The organism is Streptomyces sp. NPDC041205, assembly GCF_055591765.1.
The window spans coordinates 1151291-1171791 of record NZ_JBVIZH010000001.1 but is presented as its reverse complement, the minus strand read 5'-3'; the positions used below and the strand labels follow the sequence as shown (position 1 = coordinate 1171791).

Sequence of the window (20501 nt, the reverse complement as noted above, 5' to 3'; positions counted from 1 at the left end):
CGAAGCAGCAGAGCGCGACATTAAGCGTAAGAAGTAACACAGACCACCGACCATCTATTTACGGCAGGGTTCTAGATGACTCGGAATACTACAAACCTTGCAACAGATAAGGATGATGATGGGAAATCTACTAGGTGAAATGTTTGACAGGGCTGAGGCTCTAGCAAACACAGCTAAGGCACTCAAGGGCTTGAAGGCTCTAGATGATGAGATTCTTGAATACCTCTACGTTCAGGTTAAGGCGGAGCGTAGAGAACGTAACAAGGCAATCAATGCACGTCATGACATGGTTCTTGCTGAAGAGTTCAAGGCTGCCATGCCCGATAGCGAACTACTATCGCTAGAGACTCAGGATGACAGCTCCGTAAAGGTTGTTATCAAGCAAGGCTCTAGCGTAATGGCCAAGACATTTGAAAACCGCTGGATTCTTTCCGCTTGGATGAAGGGTCCACAGGACTAAGACTTAGGGAGACTGGCAGGCATCAGGTTTCGAGCACCTGACTCCCACTAGAGAGACACCACCTTTCTTCAGGTGTGATTAAAAGCGCACGGTGTCTCTCCTAAACGTGCCTCATCACAGGTGGCTTTTGTGGTGCCCCTGTCTTGAGGCATACCAATTCAACTACCACCAGGCCCCCTCTTAACTGTAAGGCACTCAAATGCGGGTCTTTGAGTAGGTAGTTCCTTGAGGAGGAAATATGAATTTGATTGTGAATGAGTGCTGCCAAGACAAGGCCCTAAATGAAGTATGCGGTGAATGCCGACTTGACTTGATGGTCTTCTTCTTGAACAACAAGGCCGGTGTCATGAAGTACCTACTTCAGCATGACCCAAAGCTTTGGAGAGAGATTAATAGCGCAAACTTTCAGCTATAGACGATAAGGAGAATTATGGCAAAGCCAATGAGTGCGGCTCAGATAGTCGCACAGCTAAAGAAGTGGGGTTTGACTTACAAGGAATACAAGTCATGGGAAACCCACAACAGGAATCATGTAGGAGCTTGGGGGCCGGTTAGCGGCTTCATGCTTCATCACACAGGAAGTGACTCAACAGACCAGAGAGCTTTGCTCTATGACGGTATTGCTGGTCTTCCTGGTCCTCTATGTCAGTTCGGTCTAGCGCAAGATGGAACAGTTCACCTCATTGGTTGGGGTAGGGCTAACCATGCCGGTGCTGGAGACCCTGACGTATTGAGCGCGGTAGTAAATGAGTCTTACGGTGACTATCCACCACAGGACAACCAATCAAGCGTAGATGGCAATAGCCGCTTCTACGGTGTTGAGATTTGGTATAGCGGTTCGCACGCTATGACGGCTAAGCAGTATGAAGCTATGCGCAAGCTAGCTGCTGCCATTTGTGATTTTCATGGCTGGTCTGAGAAGAGCGTGATTGCTCATGCTGAGTGGGGTTCTCCTGGCAAGTGGGACCCTGGTATTAGCTCAGGCAAGACCTATGACATGGCTAAGGTTCGAAAGGACATCAAGGCAACACTAAACGGCGGGGTTTCAGTAGAGAAGCCTGAACCTAAGCCAGAGACACCTAAGCCAACTCCAGTAAAGCCACTAATGCCTAAGTTTCCTGGCAGGCAGTATTTCAAGGTAGGAGTTACCAGCAAGCACGTTACTGCTTTGGATAAGTTGCTTGTTAAGACTGGCTTCACCAAGTTCAAGTCAGGCAAGGCTTATGAGCCTGGTCCTTACTACAGTGAGTACACCAAGAAGAACGTTCAAGCCTTTCAGAAGTCTCTAGGTTGGACAGGCAATGACGCAGACGGTCTAGTCGGCCCTGAGACATGGAGAAGGCTTCACCTAAAGGCAGGCTATAGAGACCAATGAAAGAGACCTTCTACTTCTGCCTTGATTGCTTGGTAGCTAGGTTCTCTAAGGAGCCTAAGGAGCTATGCCCTGTCTGCTCTATGCCAATGACTGAGTCAGGTTGGATGCAGGGGCTAGCCGAGAACAGCCCTGAGAAGGGGCTAGAAGGCACCTCTGAGCCTCTGTCAGCCTGAGCACGACCTAGGAGACCCCGGAACCCTGAGAAGGGCACACAGCGGGTCTCCAAGCTTTTTGTACCAAGGATTGTAGCAACATGGATTTGCCGGCCTCTGGGGGTTGGTACAAAACATGACACAAAACCCTGTGCCGACACAGGGGCACGTGAGCGTCCACCAGGACGTGACTCACCTCCTGGTGCCAGGGGACAGCAAGAAGCCCCCTGACGGTCTGCCAGAGGGCTTCTGAGGCTTGCTGTTCAGTTGTGGCCGAACTCCTCGTAGAGGGCTATCCAGTCGGCTGCTTCCAGGGTCTTGCTGCTGAGACTGCTTCGGTCCCTCAGGTACCGCTTAGCCGCCTCTGAGAAGGACTCAACTGAGTCCCTGGGGAAGCTGTCTCCAACCTTGTGCCACATGCTCGATTCACGGTGGAGAGCCTTCCCTACCGACTGAGTGGCCTTACTCCCTAGAACGTTCCGAGAGAGACCACTCAGACGGCTAGCACTTCAAGTGCCAGGGTGAGCCTTCTTGTATTCGTCAATGAAGCTCTGAGGCACGCGGCCCTTTTCGTTGATGGGCTTGCCATCAACCTTGATGTCATTTTCCTGAGCCCACTTACGAACGGTGGCGGTGTCCACACCATCCGGCAGGGTCGGAGCGGTGTAGGAGCGAGAAGGAGCCGAGACCACCGGAGCAGCCTTCTCACGCGCACCCTTCACGAACGGGGCGAGAGCCTTGAGGAGCTTGTCACGGGACGCAGGAGCCATGTCCACCTCGTAGTGAACGGTCTTCCAGTACGTCTCAGTCTTGAGCTTGGTAGAGCCATCGTCGTTCTTCTCAGGCTCTCCATCCTCACCGATGACCTCTACCTCTTCCTGAGCCTCCACCGGCATGGAGAAGGAGTAGGTCTCGACACCCTCAGTGGTCTTACCGTCCACGTCATCGGTCTTCTCAACCTTGACGTAGATGGTCATGTTGCCGACACCAGGCACGTGAGTCAGGGTCTCGACTACCCCCGGCTCATCCTTCTGGTCTGCGGTAACCGGAATCGGGTTCGTTGCCATGCTTCCCCCTGAGGGTTCTGACCAGGGCTTCTAGCCCTAGTAGCTGATTGGTGAGGGGACTCTAGCACACCTCTAAGGCTCTAGGTCAAGCCTTGATGCAGTGCTTGAAAGTTCTAGCTCTTCTTATGTCACAGTCTTGAGTGAATCACACTTATTACTAGTAGAGGTACTTAAAGCTAAGGAGGTTGGAGCCATGAAGGCTAAGGAGTACGAGAAGGCAGAGTGCTCATGTGGCTGGTTCTGCCATGTCCTTAGAGAAGCTAAGGCTGAGGTTTTCCATTGCGGAGAGCTTCTAACAAAAACGGCCGGTGGTAAGGAGGAAGCATGGGTTACACAGAAGACCTAAAGAACAGCTTCAATGACGCACAGGCTGTCTACTATAACGAGATTAGCCGTTATGCATCTGACGTATTCGACAGGTTCAGGGCTATCTCAGAAGAAGACGTTCCTGTTGTCCTTGAGGTTATTCACCTTGAATGGATTGAGAGGGTAGAGAACAACGATGAAGTATGAGTATTTGATTGAGAGAGTTCCGGGCGGGTCTCGGATTACTGAGGACAGACTTAACCAACTAGGTTCTCAGGGATATGAGCTTGTGCACGTAAGCAGTGACAGCAAGGAATTCATCTTTAAGAAGCAGGCAAGAGCGACACGAGCCAAGAAGGCTGATGCCTAATGGGTGCGTCTGTTGCATCTCTTGTCAGGTACGTAGAGGGCACCAACGAAAGACTAGACGCTGTTCTAAACGGTGAGACTGTCTGGCGTATTCAGGGTGACCGAGGACTACGGCCAATCATTGCAGAGACAGAAGAAGAGGCAAGGGAAAAGTACCTTGCCATTCCCAAGAAGGGTTACTGACAATTTCGGGCGGTGGTGAATGAAGGATGAGTAAAGACCCTAGACGTAACCTCCGTGCATACAGAGACAAGGTAGCTAGAGCTAAGGCAAAGGCTAGACAGAGTAGTGAACCAACACTCTGCTATCTGTGTAACAAGGTAATTGATATGACTCTTCCCTACCAAGACAAGTGGGCATTCACTCTTGACCATATTGATGCTATCGCCACGGGAGGTCATATCCTCGGGGACACAATGCCTGCCCATCGTTCTTGCAACAGTAAGAAGGGTGATGGCACAAAGCCTAAGCCAACCAAGGGAAAGCTTAGAGACTGGTAGCAACAACAACGGAATAGGAGTAACGATATGCCAAGCATTCGAGTGGAGTACCCACAAGACAAGGCACTAGAGGCGACAGGCAAAGACATTGATGAGATGGTTGATGCTGTGAACATTGCCATTGCCTTGCTATGGGGAAAGAGAAACTACGGAAGCAATGCAATCTCTCTTGAAGAGATGGATGCATGGCTAGGACGTAGTATGCAGAACACCAAGTAAGTAAAGGAGGTAATGCCATATGGATAACTGGGAAGACACTGATGATGGATTTAGCTATGACACCAACGAAGGTCGAATGACCTTCAAGTGGAATAAGGATGCGTCTCAGCGATTCGCCAATGAACTAGGACAGCTATTCAAGACTCGCAAGCATGAGGTTGAAACGCTTGAGGAGCTTTGGGCTCTCTGAGGGGTGGCACCCTCCCCCTCCCCCCGCCTCCACGGCACACCACGCGGCATTGCGTCAATCCCCCCGCGATAGAGGAGCCCAACAGGGCAGAGGAGTAGCAACAAAAGCAAGAACAACAACGAATAAACGACTTAGAGCCCCGGTCATTCGGCCGGGGTTTCTTCATGACAGGAGTAGCTATGAAGCTAACCATTCGTCTTGAAGGAGCGGTAGAGGCAGACACCGTAGAAGACCTTATGGCAGCAGCCATTGAGCTAATGACTCGCCCTTTCAGTGATGAGATTCTTCCTCACTATGGGAAGTTCGAGCCTGACTCACACAAGGTTGTGAATCTGAACTTCCACGGCAGTTTCCCTCTTGGCTCCATCAAAGACGCAAACGACTAAGACTTAGAAAGGAGGTCCCTCAATGAGTGGACTAGTAGAAGCGGCTCTCTCCGGAGATAAGCGGGCGGCTCTAATCGCTCTGAGGGACCGACTTGCAGAAGAGATTGAAACAACGACATCAGGCAGAGACCTAGCTGCTTTGTCTCGTCAGTTCACTGATGTGCTCAAGCAGCTAGACGAGATTCCAGACCATGAGGAGGTGACTGCTGTTGATGACATCGCTAGACGAGAAGAGGAGCTACGTAGGCAGAGGCAGTCAGACACCGAGACTCAGCCTGGTTCCTGAGAGCGTCTACCACACCGCTTGGAGCCTTGCCACAGAGCTAGGCGAGAAGTACGGCACCACCCTTGATGAGTGGCAAGAGAACGTGCTTAAGGGGTGGATGGGTGAGAACGCGTATGGCCGATGGACTTGCACTCAGTGTGCTCTCTCCGTTCCAAGACAGAACGGTAAGGGAGCGACGCTAGAGATTCGAGAGCTATTCGGTTTGGTGATTCGGAAGGAAAGAATCCTTCACACCGCTCACGAATTGAAGACTGCTAAAGACCACTTCCGAAGAATGCAAGCTTACTTTGAGCATGAAGACTTGAAGAAGCTAGTCAAGAAGATTGTTAACACTAACGGTGAAGAAGCTATCTGGCTAATCAACGGCGGTGTTATTCGCTTTGTCGCTCGTTCCAAGAGTTCCGGCCGTGGATTCTCCGCAGACTTGCTTGTCTGTGATGAAGCACAGGAAATGGACGATGACAAGTTTGAGGCACTTCAGTACGTACTAGCTACGTCCAAGAATCCTCAGACGATTCTTACGGGTACTCCACCGGCACCGAATATGAACGGTGAGGTATTCGGCCGGTTTCGCCAGACAGCTCTAGATGCTAAGTCAGAACGTCTCTCATGGCTCGAATGGTCAGCCGACAAGACAGACGACATTGACGCTCATGAGACTTGGGCAAAGGCTAATCCAGCACTCGGCTACAGGCTGAAGCTGGAGACCACACAGGATGAACGTAACGCTTCATCTGAGGACGGTTTCGCAAGAGAGCGTCTAGGAATGTGGACGACAGTAGCCAGCAACTCAGTCTTTGACCTAGAGCTATGGGCTTCTCTTGAAGCAGAGATTGACCCTGAAGACCCTGTTGCCTTTGCGCTTGATGTCTCTCCTATGCGAGACAGAGCAAGCATCGGAATGGCGGGTTATGTGGGAGAGAAGGTCATTGTAGAAGTGACTCACTCCAAGAAGGGGACAGGTTGGGTTGTAGAGGAACTAGCTCGAATGAACAAGGCATGGAGACCATGCGCGGTAATCATTGATGCTGGTTCTGCTGCTGCCTCTCTAATCCCTGAGCTAAAGGCTAAGGGAGTACGAGTCATCACAACTCAAGGTAGAGAAATGGGCCAAGCCTGTGGACAGTTCCTTGACCGAGTGAACAACGAACGTCTCTATCACACCAATCAGGCTCCACTAAATCTGGCGGTAGCCAATGTGAAGACACGTCCAATCCTTGATGCCTTTGGATGGCACAGGAAGAACGACACAGACATTACCCCGCTGGTAGCAGTCACTCTTGCTACATACGGACTGACACTAAAGCGCAAGCCTAAGGGAGAGCGTAAGGAGTCACATGAATACAACGAAAGGCCACGACAGAGAGTTGTGGTTATGAATTAACTTGAGGAGTTGATATTGATGGCAGTAGCCATTGCGACTCCGACACTTGAAGTTACTCAGGATGAGCTAGACCTTGTTGAGCACATGCTTGCAAAGCTCACTGTTTATGCGGGTAAGAATCGAGTAGCGGAGGCATATTACGAAGGAAAGAACCGAATCAAGCAGCTTGGTATTTCCATTCCACCGCACCTAGCAAACATTGAGACTGTAGTTGGTTGGGCGGGTACGGCTGTAGACGTTCTAGATGAGCGTCTTGAATTCCAGGGGTGGACAAGCATTGCCGGTAATGACTTTGGACTAAGCGAGATTTACCAGGAGAACACACTAGCTGTGGACTCTGGTCTAGGACATCTAGACGCTTTGGTTTACGGAACAGCCTTTGTCATGGTCGGCAAGGGTGACGCTGGTGAGCCATCCACTCTTGTAACTGTTGAGTCAGCCAAGAATACAACGGGTATTTGGAATGCTCGAAAGCGTCGCCTTTCAGCGGCTCTAGCTATTCTCGGCCATGACAGAGATGGTCACGTAACTGAGGTGATTCTTTACACCGACTACGCGAATATCACGCTTGGTCGAGTTAGGTCCTCTTGGGTTGTCCTTGATAGGGATGACCACAAGATTGGGCGGGTTATGGTTGCACAGATTTTCAACCGTACAAGAGCCGGTGACCTAAAGGGACGCTCAGAGATTACAAGGGCTATCCGCTCTTACACAGACATGGGTGTTCGCACACTTCTAGGAATGGAAGTAAACCGAGAGTTCTACTCAGTCCCTCAGCGCTACATGCTTGGTGCAGATATGAGCATGTTCACGGATGGTGACGGAAACACGCTCACAGGTTGGGAAGCTATTGCAGGTCGAATGCTTGCTATTGCTGACCCGGTTGATGAGAACGGCCAGAGGGACCGAGACAAGGACAGAGTTGAAGTTGGTCAGTTCTCTGCTGCTTCTCCTGCACCTTATCTAGAGCAGGTACGCGGACTAAGCCAGATGGTTGCTGCTGAAGCGGCTCTACCTGCTTCCTACTTTGGATTCGTAACGGCTAACCCTTCTTCTGCTGATGCTATTCGTCAGGAAGAGGCAAGGCTTATCAAGCGTGCCGAACGTAGACAGCTCATGTTTGGTCAGGGTTGGAACGAGGTTGGAAAGCTAGCTCTTCTTGTAAGAGATGGCTCTATTCCAGACGACTATAAGAACGTCTCTGTTAAGTGGCGTGACGCTGCGACTCCTACCCGTTCTGCTGCTGCTGATGAAGCTGTAAAGCTCATCACTTCTGGTGTTCTTACTGCTGATTCAACGGTTACTTACGACCGAATCGGACTGACACCACAAGAGCAGAAGCAGCTAATCAACGATAAGCGTAGGGCTCAGGCTTCACAGAGGCTTGCCGACATTAAGGAAGCGGTAGCGGCTACGTCCACTACGGCACCCGCTGTAGAGGCTGCTGGTGCCCCTCAGGAAGCCCCTGAGGAGGCTGGTGAGTAATGGCTACGGCTACCGCTGTTGAGGAGTTCAGAGACGCACTCAAGGACGTTGTGACTCTCTCAGAGCGAGAGCTACGGCTGTTCCTCTTGAGTCTCGACTTTGACAACATCGTTGCTTCTACCAATGCGCTTGAAATCTTCATGCCTGCCCTTGTGGCCGAGTATGGCGAGATTGGCGCGGCGGTAGCAGTGGACTTCTACGACGAACTACGAGAAGGAAGCCCAGCTAAGAACCTCAAGCCCTTTAAGGCTGAGATGGCTGAGCTTCCAGAACAGAAGGCTATTCAAGCCTCTGTTAGATGGGCTGTTGGTCCTCTCTTTCAGGCTGAGTCAAACCCTGCACAGGCAATCAGCAATCTGACTGAGGTTAACGACCGATTCGTTAAAGCAGCCCCAAGGAACACCATCTTCTATAGCGCACAGAAGGACACTTCAAGGGCTAGCTTTGCAAGAGTTCCCTCAGGTTCAAAGACCTGTGAGTTCTGCTTGATGCTGGCTTCTCGTGGTGCTGTCTATGCCAATGCCAAGAAGGCAGGCGAGACAAAGAAGTTCCACGGTCACTGTGACTGCCAAATCATCCCTATGTGGGATGGGGATGAGTACCCAAGAGGCTATGACCCTGAAAGCCTCTATAACCAATACGTTGACCTACAGGTTGCGAAGCAGGGTCACTGACGACATTGAGCTACCGGCCCAAAACGGGCCGGTGGTAATCAGAGAAGGAACCGCACGGTACCTAACTCAATACATAGCCGCACGGCAGAAAGGAATTAACAATGTCTGAGACAAAGGATGACGCCATCAACTCTCTTGATGGTCTAGTTAATAAGAAGGAAAGCGAAACCGAGACTGAGGTAGTTGAGGAGAAGGAAACAACCACTGAGGAGCCTGTTGAGAATCCTGCACAGGATGAAGAGGAGTCCACAGAGGAGAAGCCTGACACTGACTATAAGGCTGAGTCTCGCAAGTGGGAATCACGCGCTAAGGCCAACAAGGCTGCTGCTGATGAACTACCAAAGGTTACAGAGAAGCTTGAAGCGACTAAGAAGGAACTAGCCGAACAGAAGAAGGCGACTGCAAACGCTGAAGCAGCTCTAACCCGATACAAGATTGCGACTAAGTACGCAATCTCAGAAGAGGACATGGGGCTATTCCTCACCGCTTCTGATGAAGAGACTTTGGAGAAGCAGGCTAGTGCTCTAAGTGAGCGCACTGCTAGGACTCCAAGACCAGACCGAGCACAGGGCAACCGAAACGGTTCTGGTGCAACAACCAATCGTGAGCGTTTCGCTTCCACGCTTGGTGACTTGTTCAACTGACGCTAAGGCGTCAACCAATAAATAAATAAGCCAGACAAGACAAGGGCTTCCGGCAATTCGGCCGGTGGCCCTTTTTCTATGCCCTGGCACTTCCAATATTGAAAGGAGGGCATATCACTATGCCTAACATTGCTCGTAACACCTCTGGTGTTTCACTACCTACAGAGGTCTCTACTGAAATCTGGGGTAAGACTCAGGAGTCAAGCGCTGTAATGCGTCTTGCTCGCAAGGTAGACCTACCAGGAAGCGGCGTAACCGTTCACTACGTAACGGCTGATGCTGAGGCTGACTGGGTAAACGAGACTGCTGAGAAGCCAGTCTCTAACGCCACTCTTGGCAACAAGGCTATGTCAGCTTACAAGCTAGCCGTTATCGAGACCTTCTCTGACGAATTCCGTCGTGACATTCCTGGTCTCTACGATGAGCTAGTTCGTCGTCTGCCAAACGCTCTTGGTAAGAAGTTTGATGAGACTGTATTCCACGCTACCTCTGGTCCTGGTTCTAACTTTGGACTTCTAGAGGCTGCACCAGTCAAGACCGTTGACGGTACTGGTACATGGGGTGACCTAGTAGCTGTAGACGCTGCTGTTGCTGCTGCCGGTGGAGAGCTAAACGGATGGGTCTTTGCCCCTCAGGGTAAGGCGACTCTTCTTAACGCTTCTGACTCTACTAACCGTCCTCTATTCATCAGCGACCTACAGAACGGCGGGGTTGGTTCTGTTCTAGGAAGCCCTGTCATCTTCTCTCGTCACGCTTACAAGGCTGACGCTGCTGGTGACGATGGTGAGGTTATCGGTTTCGCTGGTGACTGGTCTTCAGCCGTATACGGAACTGTAAACGGTATTGAGGTCTCTATGTCTGACCAGGCCACTGTCACTGTTGCTGGTTCTCCAGTGAACCTATGGCAGCGAAACATGTTCGCTCTACGCGTTGAGGTAGAGATTGGTTTCCAGGTCCACGACATCAACCGCTTCGTCAAGATTACTTCTGGCGTTAACTCCGTTTCCTAATCTTGACGGTCCCTAAGACGATGAAAAGGGGCGGGGTTTTCCTGCCCCTTTCTTCGCACCAAAACTTATATAGGAGGTTTCAAACATGGCTTACGCCACTTATGCCGATGTGCTTGCACGTTGGTTTGATTCAGAAACCCTCACAGCAAGCGAAGCACAGATTGAAACCCTTCTAGAGGATGCTGAAGACACGATTCTTAGAGAGTTCCCTGACCTTGACGACAGAGTTGATTCAGGAGAACTACCACTAAGGCGAGTGGTCAAGGTTGAAGTAGGAATGGTTAAGCGTCACCTACGTAATCCAGAAGGTGTGAGAAGCACTCAGAAGGGTGCTGGTCCTTTTCAGGAGACAGTCACCTTTGGTGGTGAAGAACCAGGAAGCCTCTACCTAACCGAGGATGACAGACGCGAATTGCGTGCTGCTTCTGCGACTAAGGGCAAGGCATTCACTGTTGATACAACCCCAGCTAACTACACCAACCCTTACCTTGATGAACTTTGGTGGGTGAGGCTATGAGACTAAAGGCTAAGTACAAGCTTGGAATCAAGCGGTACCAAGAAGGAGCCACAGACGCTCATGGCAACCCCGTAGAGGGTTGGGGAGACGTAGAGCTAGTGGACGTATACGCAATCGCTCCTACGTCCTCTACAGAGCCTTACAGCCCCGGTAGAGAGGCTGTCATTGATGGTCTGACTGTGCTTGCTCCTGAGGACTACGGCATTACCCCTAAGGACGTAGCCGTTTATGACGGCTCTGAGTATTCCATTGAAGGCAATCTAGCCGACTGGAATAACGGTCCCTTCTCATTTACGCCGGGCTTTCAGTTCGCCTTGAAGAAGGTGGATGGCTGATGGCTAACGTACAAATCAGATGGAACATGGCTGGTTTCAAGAAGATTCGTAAGTCTCCAGAGATGGAGGCTCTTCTACAGAAGGTTGTAGACGAAATGCTGAATGAGCTTGGTGACGGCTATGAGGGAAATGTTGAACAGGGTAGAACGCGTGCCCGTGGAGGAGTCGTAACGGCTTCTGCTGAGGCTAAGCGTGAGAACGCTAGAGACAACACTCTTCTCAGGGCTCTTGCTAAGGCAAGGAGTGGTAGCTAATGGCAACAGAAGTTATCGCATTCCCTGACGCTGAGGCTCTAGTTATCAGCTATCTCAAGACAAAGATTGCCGGGGTTACGGTGTCAACAAAGGTGCCTAACCCTAGACCGGCCAATAACAAGCTCATCAAGGTAACAAGAGTAGGCGGCTCAAAGCTAAGGCTTAATGCTGACTCTCCTCTCTTGGTCTTTGAGTGCTGGGGCTCAACTTCAGTAGAAGCATCAGAGCTTTGCCGACAAGCAAGAGCTTATGTAGACGCTATGGCTGGAGAAAAGGTTAATGGCGTTTGGGTCTTCAAGGTTCGAGAAGTAGGCGGTCCCGCTTATTTCCCTGACCCTGACTCAGACCTACCGCGCTATCAGTTCTCCGCAGCAATCGACATGAAGGGAGTTGCCCTATGAGGCTAAAGAATCCAAACGTTCCTGACTGGTTCGTTGAGCTAGACGACAAGGACAAGGAATCAATTAAGGCGCACATTGAAGCCGGATGGCAAGAGGTGCCTAACAAGCGCAGTACCACCAAGAAGGCGGTAAGCGCTAAGGCTGCTGACAAGGCAGCAAATGAAACAAGCCCAGCTACAGAAGCTGGAGACACAATTAATTAAGGAATGGTGGTTTTAAAACTATGCCAAATTCAAACAACGTGCTAACTGGTAAGCCTCTTGCGACCGGTGGTGTTCTAGTAGCTCCTATCGGTACGGCCGCACCAACCAATGCCACGACTGCTCTAAACGCAGCGTTCAAGGCTCTTGGTTACATTGGTGAGGATGGTCTTACCGAGTCTAACGAGCGTTCTACCGACAAGATTAAGGCTTGGGGTGGTGACGTAGTAAAGGTAGTTCAGACTGACTTTGCAACTACGTACACATTCACTCTGATTGAGACTCTGAATTCAGACGTTCTTAAGGCTGTCTACGGTGCAGACAACGTAACTACTACGGCTGCTACCTCTACTGCGGGAACGCTTCAGGCTGTAAAGGTCAATAGCGATACGCTAGAGCGTCAGTCATTCGTCTTTGAGGTCAAGGATGGGGATGCTCGCATCCGTATCTACGTGCCTAATGGTCAGGTCACTGAGGTTGGTGAGATTACCTACTCTGATGAGGACGTAATTGGTTACGAAGTGACTGTTGAAGCATTCCGTGACGCTACTCTTGGTGCTCAGGCAATGAAGTACATTGACGATGGTGTCTTCTCTGCCTAAGAGATAGATGCTCTACAACTGAATAACGAACAGCCCCCTCTACTACCGATTCGGCCCGGTAGAGGGGGCTTACTCATGGGCCGACACTAAATAACAGGAAGAGGAATAACAAAATGTCAAACTTTACTTTTACTCACAAGGGTGAGGAAATCGAATTCGAGAAGCCATTCTCAGTAGTGCGTGCCCCTAAGTGGCTCCGTGCCAATCGTCGTAGGGATGAGGTTGACCTTATCTTCACAATCATTGAGGACATCGGTGGTGAAGACGTTTGTGACGCTGTAGACGAGATGAATGAGGAAGAGTTCCAGGATTTCGTCAAGGCAGTCATGAAGGAATTTAGTAAGGACGCCTCAGAGAAGTAATGAGGCCATGAGGTGAAGTCGTGCAGCTAAGAACTAATGCGGCTTCCCTTCTTACTCCTGACTTCATCAAGTCACGTCCTAGCTTTTGGGACCTAGTAGAGGAAATTCTTACTGCTAAGTCTTTGAAGGAGCTTGACTCTATGACAGAGGAAGACATTCCTAGTCTAGTCAAGTGGATTGACGACGAAATCAAGAGACTCAAGGGAGCCAGTTACTCAGAAATCCTTGGCTTGCTTGACCTTATCGATAAGCACGAAGAAGCAATTGCTTATGACTGCATCACCCTAGGACTGAGACTCAGAAACGTAGGAACAGAAGACTTTACATGGGGTGACTTGCTGGCAGTAGTTCGGCAGTCACCCCGTTCTTCTGCTTTGTTCAGGGCTCAGCATCCTGATGAATCAGTCTGGGGACTGCAAGAACAGCTTCTAGCGACTATCGCTGACTATATCGCTGCCGGTAACTGGCAGAGGGGTCAAGGAAAGCAGAAGGACTATCCAAAGCCTATCCCGCGTCCGGGTGTTAGGTCTGAAAAGGAAACCGTAGGCAAGGAAGCCATGTCCATGGAGGCAATGGCGGATTGGCTTGGATGGAAGAAATAACAATAACTTAAGGAGGCAATGCACTCATGGCAAACATTGAGCTTGGTGCAGCGTATATTTCAGTGCTGCCAAGCACTAATCAATTGGCACAAGGCATCAGGCAGGCTCTAAATCAGGCTGCTAGTCATGCTCAAACCGCTGGTAATCAGATGGGTAACAACCTTGCTAGCGGCATTAACTCCAACCTGAATAGCGTAGGTCAGCATCTACAGCAGCAGCTAAACGCTGGTGCTAGTGCGGCTACTAATGCGGGTAATCAGGCTGGTAGTAACTTCACGAATCAGTTCAACTCTGGTCTTAGAGGAGTAGGACAGAGATTCAGGAGTCTCTTTAACGGCTCAGTGCAGCAAGCACAGGGTGCCGGTAGCGATGCCGGACAGAGGTTCCATGCAGCCCTGAGTAGGGGCGTAGACCGTGCCAGGGAGACCATGCGCACGGCCATGGCAGCAGGAGGTGTAGCCGCCGGTGCTGCGGTCGCTGGTGGCCTTCTAGAGGGCATGAGCCAGGAAGCCTCAGCCGACAAGCTAGCGGCTCAGCTTGGTCTCACAGGTGGAGAACAGAAGAAGTTTGGTGCTATTGCCGGGGCTCTCTACAAGAAGGGCTTTGGAGAGTCAGTAAGCGATAACCAAATCACTGTTCAGGCTGTACTAGCTGGACTACCTGAGATGCGTAACGAGTCAACTAAGGCTGTTACAGATGTAGCCAAGAAGGTTGCCACTATCTCTGAACTGACAGAGGAAGAGGCTTCAAGCGTTACCAACTCAGCTAAGCAGCTTGTGACTTCTGGTCTTGCCGGTAGTTACAAGGAAGCCCTTGACGTCATCATGAAGGGTAATCAGCTAGGTCTTAACAGCTCTCAGGACCTTCTAGACACCTTTAACGAGTACAGCCCTTACCTAGGAAAGCTAGGTCTTGATGCCAAGACTTCTCTTGGAATCATGAAGCAGGGTCTTGCTGGTGGCGCTAGGAATCTTGACGTAGTTGGAGACGCTTGGAAGGAATTTGGTATCCGTGCTATTGACGGCTCTGCCACTTCAGTTCAGGCATACAAGGACCTAGGTCTAAATGCCGATGACATGGCAGCCAAGATTGCTAAGGGTGGTCCTGCTGCGGCTAAGGCAACATCAACCATCCTTGAGAAGATTAAGGCAATCAAGGACCCGGTTAAGCAGAACGCTGCTGGTGTTGGTCTATTCGGTACGATGTGGGAAGACAACTCTAAGGCTCTTCTCAACACCGATTTCTCTAAGGCTGCTTCAGAGGTAGGCAAGGTAGGCGGTGCTGCCGATAAGGCAGGAAAGACACTGCACGATAATGCCAAGGGCAATATTGAGACCTTCTACCGCACCATTAAGCAGCGATTCGTAGAGTACATCGGTAATGAGGTTCTGCCGGTTGTCACTCAGCTAGGTAGCTTCATTAAGCAGAATGCAACGGCATTCAAGATTCTTGGTGGTGCAATCCTAGGCATCATTGCGGCTGCTTACGCTTACCGTGCGGCTGTATGGGCAGTCAAGATTGCTCAGGATGCAATGGCTCTAGCTCGATTCATCAGCAATATCAGCATTGCTGCGGCTAGACAGAAGATTATGGCGGCGGCTACTAGGGCTTGGGCAGTAGCTCAGAGGCTCCTTAACGCTGCGATGAGCATGAACCCTATCGGTATCGTCATCACGTCTCTGGTGGCTCTTGGAGCTATCTTCACGGTGCTCTACAAGAAGAACGAGACATTCAGGAACCTTGTAAACACCGTTTGGGCTTCAGTCAAGACCGCCATTGTCGGTACTTGGAACAACTACATCAAGCCTGCCTTGATGGCTTTCTGGGGATTCATCAAGAACACCCTATGGCCAATCATTCAGCAGCTTTGGACCAACGTAGTTAAGCCAATCTTTGGGCTCATCGGTACAGCAATTGGTCTTTGGTGGACAGGAGTAAAGGTCTACTTCAACGCTTGGAAGTACATCATCACAGAGGTTCTATGGCCTGCCCTCAAGGGTCTTTGGTCCGTAGTCTCTACTGTGTTCTCAGGCATTTGGACAGCCATCAAGCTCTATTGGGGCTTTGTGAAGGGTGTCTTTAATGCGTGGAAGTACATCATCATGGAAGTCATTTGGCCGGTACTGAAGTTCCTATGGAATGGTGTAAAGAGCGTCTTCAATGGAATCTGGTCAGCTATCAAGACTGCTTGGGGATTCGTTAAGGGAGTCTTCCAGGGATGGAAGAACTTCATCAACAACGTTCTAGCTCCTGCTTTCAGGTGGCTACGTGACTCTGTTGTGAAGCCTGTCTTTGATGGAATCCGCAACAAGATTAGCTCTATCTGGAACAACGGCATCAAGCCTATCTTCAATGCCCTAAGGAACTTCATCACAGACAAGGTGAAGCCAGGATTCAAGAAGGGTGTTGACGCTATTGGTTCTATCTGGAACAGCCTTAAGAGGCTAGCGGCAAAGCCTATCAACTTCTTGATTGAGTGGGTGTACAACAAGGGTATTCGAAAGATGATTAACCTTATCCCTGGTGTAAAGGACTTGCCTGCTGCTTCAACGATTAAGTTCGCTCGTGGTGGTGCCGTTAACGGTGGCATCAAGGGTAAGGACTCAGTTAACGCAATGTTGATGCCTGGTGAGCACGTATGGACCACCAAGGAAGTTGAGGCTATGGGTGGTCAGAAGAACATGTATGCACTACGTGCGGCTGTTCGTCATGGCAAGTTCCATCCTGGTGAGGCTCAGCACTTTGCCAAGGGTGGAGCCGTTAAGAATCCTGATGAGCGTGTCTATTGGGATGGTGAGCCAATCACCCGTATTACGGCGGCTCAGCTATCTCTAGCACAGCAGCTCTCTAACTCTCGTATTCGAGTAATGCAGGGTTCTTGGCAGCCACGTACTAGCTACTCAGGTACCTCTCACACTGGTCCTGGTGTAGTCGATACCTCTCCTGGTTCTTTCAATCAGCAGTATTGGCTACGTCGTGTTGGTTTTGCTGCTTGGGCTAGAAACATTCCAGGAGCGGCTACGGCTGGTTCTGGTGCCCACGTTCACTCAGTCTCAAGGCTTGACCCTGGTGCAAGAGGACATGGACAGCTAAGCGCGTTCAACAGTGGTGGAAACGGTCTAGGAGGAAGGGACTACGGTCCTAACCCTGGTCTTCTACCGGGGCTTCTAGACAGGCTTGGTGAGTTCGGCAACCTATCCGTTTACGGCGGTAAGGGTGGAGACAACAGCTCTTGGCTAGGTCTCATCACCAAGGTTAAGGGAGTCATTGACAGCATTAAGAAGGTAGTCAACGGAGGCTTTGACAAGTTCGGGGCTTGGGGTGACATGGCCGTTGATGCTGCGAAGAACATTGCTAACAACGTTGTTCAGTACGTCAATGACAAGATTCCTAACAGGTTCCTGCCTGATAACCCAATCCCTAGCATCTTTGACACTGGTGGTGTCCTAGAGCCAGGAATGTTGGCTTACAACGCGTCTAGCCGACCAGAGGCAGTCTTTAACCACGCTCAGTTCAAGTCATTTGCTCAGAGCGCTGGTGCTGCTAACACAGCTAATGCCGGTACTGCCTATGAAATGCAAATCACTAACTGGGATAGAGGAACGGGTTATATCCGTGCCATTGCTCAGGAAGAAGTAGAAAGCACAGCAACATTCAATAACTACAGAGAAAGGATGGGTGGAAGATGAGTTCAACGCCTATCAAGGTATCCAATGGAACGGATACGTTCGTCAAGCAAAACAGGCCGAGTGATAAGCACGCGGGCACTGACTATCTAGAGTTCACCAATATCTCTGGTAAGCAGCGTTTCGCGTACCTCAACTTTGCCCGTCCATTCCCTAAGGGTGTCACTATTCTTAGCGCTAAGCTCCGAATGACTCAGCGCTATGTAGAGACTGGTTCAACAACGGTCACCCTTAAGAAGGTCACACAGGCTTGGACATCAACCAAGATGACTTGGAACAACAAGCCTGCTGTGACCTCTACAGATAGCAAGTCTCTTACCAAGGGTTCAGCTCCTCAGTACACAGTCTGGGAGTTTGACGTTACGTCTCACATGCAGGCTGTAGCTGATGGAGCTGCTTGGTACGGATGGCGATTCGAGACCAGTAACACAACGGCTTACCGTCAGTTCTACTCAGCCAATGCTTCTGTATCCGGCCGTTCAGTAAAGCCAACCCTTGAGATTGTTTATATCGAGAAGCCAAGCAAGCCAACTCAGTTGGCTCCTGCTGCTGGAAGGGTTACGTCTCTGGCTAAGCCTGTGTTGCGATTCGACTTCACAGACTCTCAGGGCTCAACCACCATGCAGGCTTTTCAGGTGCAGATGAACAGCACTAACAGCTTCACTACACCATCATTCGATACAGGCACGGTTCTTGCCTCTGTTCCTCAGCTAGACCTCAATGACACCGCGTTCACTGGTCTAGCTGATGGAGCAACTATCTATTGGCGCGTAAGGGTTCAGGATGACTCAGGGCTATGGTCCTCATGGTCTGACGCTACGTCTTTCACAAGGCGAGTGAAGCCAACACTGACCATCCTTAATCCACCTGCCAATGAAATTGATGAACCAACCCCGCCAATTCTGTGGTCACTGACTGGTGGTACTCAGACTGCCTATCAGGTCATTGTCAAGAATGCTGCTGGTGACTGGCTTTCCTCTTCTGGAAAGCTGACTAGCACTGACACTGACTACACAATTCCGGCCGGGGTTATTAAGTGGTGGGGTGTTTCAAACGAATACACCATTGAAGTCAGAGTATGGGACACGTACAACCGTGAAAGCACTCCAGGAGATACCGCCTACATTGCGGCCTCAAGGACTGTCACCTATCACTACGACTCAACCACTGACCCTGTAACCAGCCTTACGGCTCAGTTGCAATATCCAAAGCCAGTAGTCAAGTTGACTTGGTCTAGGTCTCTTGCTCCTGACTCATTCGTAATCCGACGCAACGACGAAATCATTGATTCCTTTGTTGAGCCTCTTGAGGCTCTTGTCTCAGGCACTACGTATGAGTTCATTGACTACAACGCTTCTCCTGGTACGACTCACGTCTACAAGGTTGATGCGGTAGTCAACGGCAAGACATCTGCTGACAGCCCCTCTGTGACCATCAAGCCAGAGTCCGTAGGCATTTGGCTTATGGACCCTTCTCAGGACATCTACGTACAGCTTATGGACGTTGATGAGGGCACTTGGTCAATGGGTGAGGATGCAGGTATCTACTCACCTCTTGGTGGAACTAAGTCAGTTCGAGTTACACAAGCACTCAGAGGCTATGAGGGTTCTCTATCCGGAAGGCTAGTCCAAACCCCCGATAGTCTCGGAACAGTAAAGGAACAGGAGGATGACATTTGGAAGTTGAAGTCTCGCCCCGGCAAGACGCTCACACTTGCTCTGTCAGACATTTCTATGAAGGTAGTTATTGGAAACGTGGTAGTAGCCCCTCTACCAAACAGAGAGACCATGAAGAAGGTCTCATTTGATTTCTGGGCACAGGAAGTGCCTTTCCAGGCGGAAATGTGATTCCTCTTGGACTCACGGCGACTCAGCAAGGGTGGCTTCATTCCACCCTTGCTGGCTCCCATTCAGTTCACATCACTGTTCAGCTATTGACTCTCTCAGGGGCGAGAGTGTCAGACCTTTCATCAAGGCTTCTTGGTGGACAGGTGAACTGTGATTATGAAGCAGAGGTAACTAGGAACTGCACCATGCAGCTTCTAGACCCTGACAGGACTCTTTCATTCGAGAGTGATTCTTCCGATGAAGGAGCCATCTACATGGACCGAATGATTCGGGTTATCTACTCAGTCAAGGTCCCTCAGATGAACGATTGGGTTGACATCCCTGTCTTTGTTGGGCCGGTGGTCTCAATGGACAGAGACAACGACGTAATCAACATTGAGTGTCAGGGTAAGGAGACCCTTGCTAAGGGTGTTGCGTATAGAACCTTCACGCGCAAGAAGAACACCAACAAGGGCAACGTCATCAGAGACATTCTGAGAGACCTAACAGGTGAGGATAAGTTTGACTTCCCTGAGGTCTCTAACAAGCTCTCAGCCGACTACTCACTAGGTCGAGAGAGCATCCCTTGGGACTCTGCCAAGAGCATTGCTAGCGGTATCTCTCGTCAGTTGTTCTATGACGGTAGAGGCTATGCCCGTATGCGTAGCCTGCCAGGAACACCAGTCTTCACGTTCAAGTCTGGTGATGGCGGAACAGTCGTTTCTACGCCAAAGATTAGCTATGACAGCTCTGAGGTTAAGAACGCTGTTCAGGTCAAGGGCGGAATCCCTAAGGGTTCCAAGACTGCTGTGAATGAAACGGTGGTTGCCGACAAGACGCACCCTCTAAGCCCATCAAGGCTTGGACGTAACGGCGTCGGTCGTTATCTGCTTGAGGTCATTGAGGATGAATCCATCCGCTCTAAGACTGAGGCAATCGAGAAGGCAGGCACCACCTTGAATGACAGGCTTCTACAGGAAGTCTCAGTCACCTTTGACGCTATGCCTATCCCTCACCTTGAGCCGGGGGATATGTGCAGAATCCAGACCGATGAATACGCTACTTCATTCAGGCTTAGAGAGTTCAGTATCCCTCTTGTAGCTGGAGACACCATGAGCGTTGGTCAGATTAAGAAGATGCCTGTTCGCAAGAACGCTTGGAAGTGGGCACCCAAGAAGAAGAAATAACAACAGACAGGAGCAACAATAA

Annotated in this window: 21 protein-coding genes; 20 read left to right on the top strand and 1 reads right to left on the bottom strand. The window is 50.5% G+C overall.

Annotation, left to right across the window (positions count from 1 at the left end):
- The first annotated feature begins 97 nt into the window (after nt 1–97).
- The gene (locus tag ACZ6BG_RS05120) at nt 98–460 is read left to right on the top strand and encodes a hypothetical protein (protein ID WP_468997006.1); all 363 of its coding nucleotides are present in this window, start codon (nt 98–100) and stop codon (nt 458–460) included.
- Between the two features lie 430 nt (nt 461–890).
- Complete coding sequence (locus ACZ6BG_RS05115; protein ID WP_468997004.1) at nt 891–1835, top strand: N-acetylmuramoyl-L-alanine amidase; 945 nt, start codon at nt 891–893, stop codon at nt 1833–1835.
- A 661-nt stretch (nt 1836–2496) separates the two neighbouring features.
- Here the strand turns inward: ACZ6BG_RS05115 and ACZ6BG_RS05110 are convergent.
- Entirely contained in the window at nt 2497–3054 is a 558-nt protein-coding gene (locus tag ACZ6BG_RS05110; protein WP_468997002.1) for an Lsr2 family DNA-binding protein, read from the bottom strand.
- Nucleotides 3055–3378: 324 nt separating this feature from the next.
- Between ACZ6BG_RS05110 and ACZ6BG_RS05105 the strand changes: the two genes are divergently transcribed.
- The 18 genes from ACZ6BG_RS05105 (at nt 3379) to ACZ6BG_RS05020 (ending at nt 20479) form a co-directional block, all read left to right on the top strand.
- Nucleotides 3379–3567, top strand: a complete 189-nt coding sequence (locus ACZ6BG_RS05105) for a hypothetical protein (RefSeq protein WP_468997000.1) — start codon at nt 3379–3381, stop codon at nt 3565–3567.
- A 689-nt stretch (nt 3568–4256) separates the two neighbouring features.
- Nucleotides 4257–4448 carry a hypothetical protein gene (locus ACZ6BG_RS05100; protein ID WP_468996998.1) on the top strand — a complete coding sequence of 64 codons (192 nt, stop codon included), beginning with the start codon at nt 4257–4259 and terminating at the stop codon, nt 4446–4448.
- 19 nt (nt 4449–4467) lie between these two features.
- Nucleotides 4468–4638: a hypothetical protein gene (locus ACZ6BG_RS05095; RefSeq protein ID WP_468996996.1), complete on the top strand. Its 171-nt coding sequence runs from the start codon at nt 4468–4470 to the stop codon at nt 4636–4638.
- 598 nt (nt 4639–5236) lie between these two features.
- Nucleotides 5237–6694, top strand: a complete 1458-nt coding sequence (locus ACZ6BG_RS05090; RefSeq protein WP_468996993.1) for a terminase — start codon at nt 5237–5239, stop codon at nt 6692–6694.
- 18 nt (nt 6695–6712) lie between these two features.
- Entirely contained in the window at nt 6713–8179 is a 1467-nt protein-coding gene (locus tag ACZ6BG_RS05085) for a phage portal protein (protein WP_468996990.1), read from the top strand.
- Nucleotides 8179–8853, top strand: a complete 675-nt coding sequence (locus ACZ6BG_RS05080) for a VG15 protein (RefSeq protein WP_468996988.1) — start codon at nt 8179–8181, stop codon at nt 8851–8853. Before ACZ6BG_RS05085 ends, ACZ6BG_RS05080 begins: the two co-directional genes overlap by 1 nt.
- A gap of 101 nt (nt 8854–8954) precedes the next feature.
- Nucleotides 8955–9497 (top strand): hypothetical protein, encoded by a 543-nt coding sequence (locus ACZ6BG_RS05075; RefSeq protein ID WP_468996986.1) that lies wholly within the window; start codon nt 8955–8957, stop codon nt 9495–9497.
- 119 nt (nt 9498–9616) lie between these two features.
- Entirely contained in the window at nt 9617–10507 is an 891-nt protein-coding gene (locus tag ACZ6BG_RS05070) for a phage major capsid protein (protein WP_468996984.1), read from the top strand.
- Between the two features lie 85 nt (nt 10508–10592).
- Entirely contained in the window at nt 10593–11024 is a 432-nt protein-coding gene (locus ACZ6BG_RS05065) for a Gp19/Gp15/Gp42 family protein (protein WP_468996982.1), read from the top strand.
- Nucleotides 11009–11359: a hypothetical protein gene (locus ACZ6BG_RS05060; protein ID WP_468996978.1), complete on the top strand. Its 351-nt coding sequence runs from the start codon at nt 11009–11011 to the stop codon at nt 11357–11359. Before ACZ6BG_RS05065 ends, ACZ6BG_RS05060 begins: the two co-directional genes overlap by 16 nt.
- Nucleotides 11359–11613 carry a hypothetical protein gene (locus tag ACZ6BG_RS05055; protein WP_468996976.1) on the top strand — a complete coding sequence of 85 codons (255 nt, stop codon included), beginning with the start codon at nt 11359–11361 and terminating at the stop codon, nt 11611–11613. Before ACZ6BG_RS05060 ends, ACZ6BG_RS05055 begins: the two co-directional genes overlap by 1 nt.
- Nucleotides 11613–12014: a hypothetical protein gene (locus tag ACZ6BG_RS05050; RefSeq protein ID WP_468996974.1), complete on the top strand. Its 402-nt coding sequence runs from the start codon at nt 11613–11615 to the stop codon at nt 12012–12014. The genes ACZ6BG_RS05055 and ACZ6BG_RS05050 overlap by 1 nt, the downstream gene beginning before the upstream one ends.
- Nucleotides 12015–12237: 223 nt before the next feature.
- Complete coding sequence (locus ACZ6BG_RS05045; RefSeq protein WP_468996972.1) at nt 12238–12816, top strand: phage tail tube protein; 579 nt, start codon at nt 12238–12240, stop codon at nt 12814–12816.
- A gap of 113 nt (nt 12817–12929) precedes the next feature.
- Nucleotides 12930–13178: a hypothetical protein gene (locus tag ACZ6BG_RS05040; RefSeq protein ID WP_468996969.1), complete on the top strand. Its 249-nt coding sequence runs from the start codon at nt 12930–12932 to the stop codon at nt 13176–13178.
- A gap of 140 nt (nt 13179–13318) precedes the next feature.
- A complete protein-coding gene (locus ACZ6BG_RS05035) occupies nt 13319–13780 on the top strand; it encodes a hypothetical protein (protein ID WP_468996966.1) in 462 nt (153 codons plus the stop codon).
- Nucleotides 13781–13806: 26 nt separating this feature from the next.
- Nucleotides 13807–17469, top strand: a complete 3663-nt coding sequence (locus tag ACZ6BG_RS05030) for a phage tail tape measure protein (RefSeq protein WP_468996964.1) — start codon at nt 13807–13809, stop codon at nt 17467–17469.
- Nucleotides 17466–19313, top strand: coding sequence for a DNRLRE domain-containing protein (locus ACZ6BG_RS05025; protein ID WP_468996962.1), 1848 nt, complete (start codon nt 17466–17468; stop codon nt 19311–19313). The genes ACZ6BG_RS05030 and ACZ6BG_RS05025 overlap by 4 nt, the downstream gene beginning before the upstream one ends.
- A gap of 107 nt (nt 19314–19420) precedes the next feature.
- Nucleotides 19421–20479 carry a hypothetical protein gene (locus ACZ6BG_RS05020; RefSeq protein ID WP_468996960.1) on the top strand — a complete coding sequence of 353 codons (1059 nt, stop codon included), beginning with the start codon at nt 19421–19423 and terminating at the stop codon, nt 20477–20479.
- Nucleotides 20480–20501 lie beyond the last annotated feature (22 nt).

What these genes read in the sequence shown, in the direction of transcription:
- ACZ6BG_RS05115 (WP_468997004.1), top strand. Translation starts at nt 891, where the DNA reads ATGGCAAAGCCAATGAGTGCGGCTCAGATAGTCGCACAGCTAAAGAAG.
- ACZ6BG_RS05110 (WP_468997002.1), bottom strand. Translation starts at nt 3,054, where the DNA reads ATGGCAACGAACCCGATTCCGGTTACCGCAGACCAGAAGGATGAGCCG.
- ACZ6BG_RS05105 (WP_468997000.1), top strand. Translation starts at nt 3,379, where the DNA reads ATGGGTTACACAGAAGACCTAAAGAACAGCTTCAATGACGCACAGGCT.
- ACZ6BG_RS05100 (WP_468996998.1), top strand. Translation starts at nt 4,257, where the DNA reads ATGCCAAGCATTCGAGTGGAGTACCCACAAGACAAGGCACTAGAGGCG.
- ACZ6BG_RS05095 (WP_468996996.1), top strand. Translation starts at nt 4,468, where the DNA reads ATGGATAACTGGGAAGACACTGATGATGGATTTAGCTATGACACCAAC.
- ACZ6BG_RS05090 (WP_468996993.1), top strand. Translation starts at nt 5,237, where the DNA reads ATGACATCGCTAGACGAGAAGAGGAGCTACGTAGGCAGAGGCAGTCAG.
- ACZ6BG_RS05085 (WP_468996990.1), top strand. Translation starts at nt 6,713, where the DNA reads ATGGCAGTAGCCATTGCGACTCCGACACTTGAAGTTACTCAGGATGAG.
- ACZ6BG_RS05080 (WP_468996988.1), top strand. Translation starts at nt 8,179, where the DNA reads ATGGCTACGGCTACCGCTGTTGAGGAGTTCAGAGACGCACTCAAGGAC.
- ACZ6BG_RS05075 (WP_468996986.1), top strand. Translation starts at nt 8,955, where the DNA reads ATGTCTGAGACAAAGGATGACGCCATCAACTCTCTTGATGGTCTAGTT.
- ACZ6BG_RS05070 (WP_468996984.1), top strand. Translation starts at nt 9,617, where the DNA reads ATGCCTAACATTGCTCGTAACACCTCTGGTGTTTCACTACCTACAGAG.
- ACZ6BG_RS05065 (WP_468996982.1), top strand. Translation starts at nt 10,593, where the DNA reads ATGGCTTACGCCACTTATGCCGATGTGCTTGCACGTTGGTTTGATTCA.
- ACZ6BG_RS05055 (WP_468996976.1), top strand. Translation starts at nt 11,359, where the DNA reads ATGGCTAACGTACAAATCAGATGGAACATGGCTGGTTTCAAGAAGATT.
- ACZ6BG_RS05050 (WP_468996974.1), top strand. Translation starts at nt 11,613, where the DNA reads ATGGCAACAGAAGTTATCGCATTCCCTGACGCTGAGGCTCTAGTTATC.
- ACZ6BG_RS05045 (WP_468996972.1), top strand. Translation starts at nt 12,238, where the DNA reads ATGCCAAATTCAAACAACGTGCTAACTGGTAAGCCTCTTGCGACCGGT.
- ACZ6BG_RS05040 (WP_468996969.1), top strand. Translation starts at nt 12,930, where the DNA reads ATGTCAAACTTTACTTTTACTCACAAGGGTGAGGAAATCGAATTCGAG.
- ACZ6BG_RS05035 (WP_468996966.1), top strand. Translation starts at nt 13,319, where the DNA reads ATGACAGAGGAAGACATTCCTAGTCTAGTCAAGTGGATTGACGACGAA.
- ACZ6BG_RS05030 (WP_468996964.1), top strand. Translation starts at nt 13,807, where the DNA reads ATGGCAAACATTGAGCTTGGTGCAGCGTATATTTCAGTGCTGCCAAGC.
- ACZ6BG_RS05025 (WP_468996962.1), top strand. Translation starts at nt 17,466, where the DNA reads ATGAGTTCAACGCCTATCAAGGTATCCAATGGAACGGATACGTTCGTC.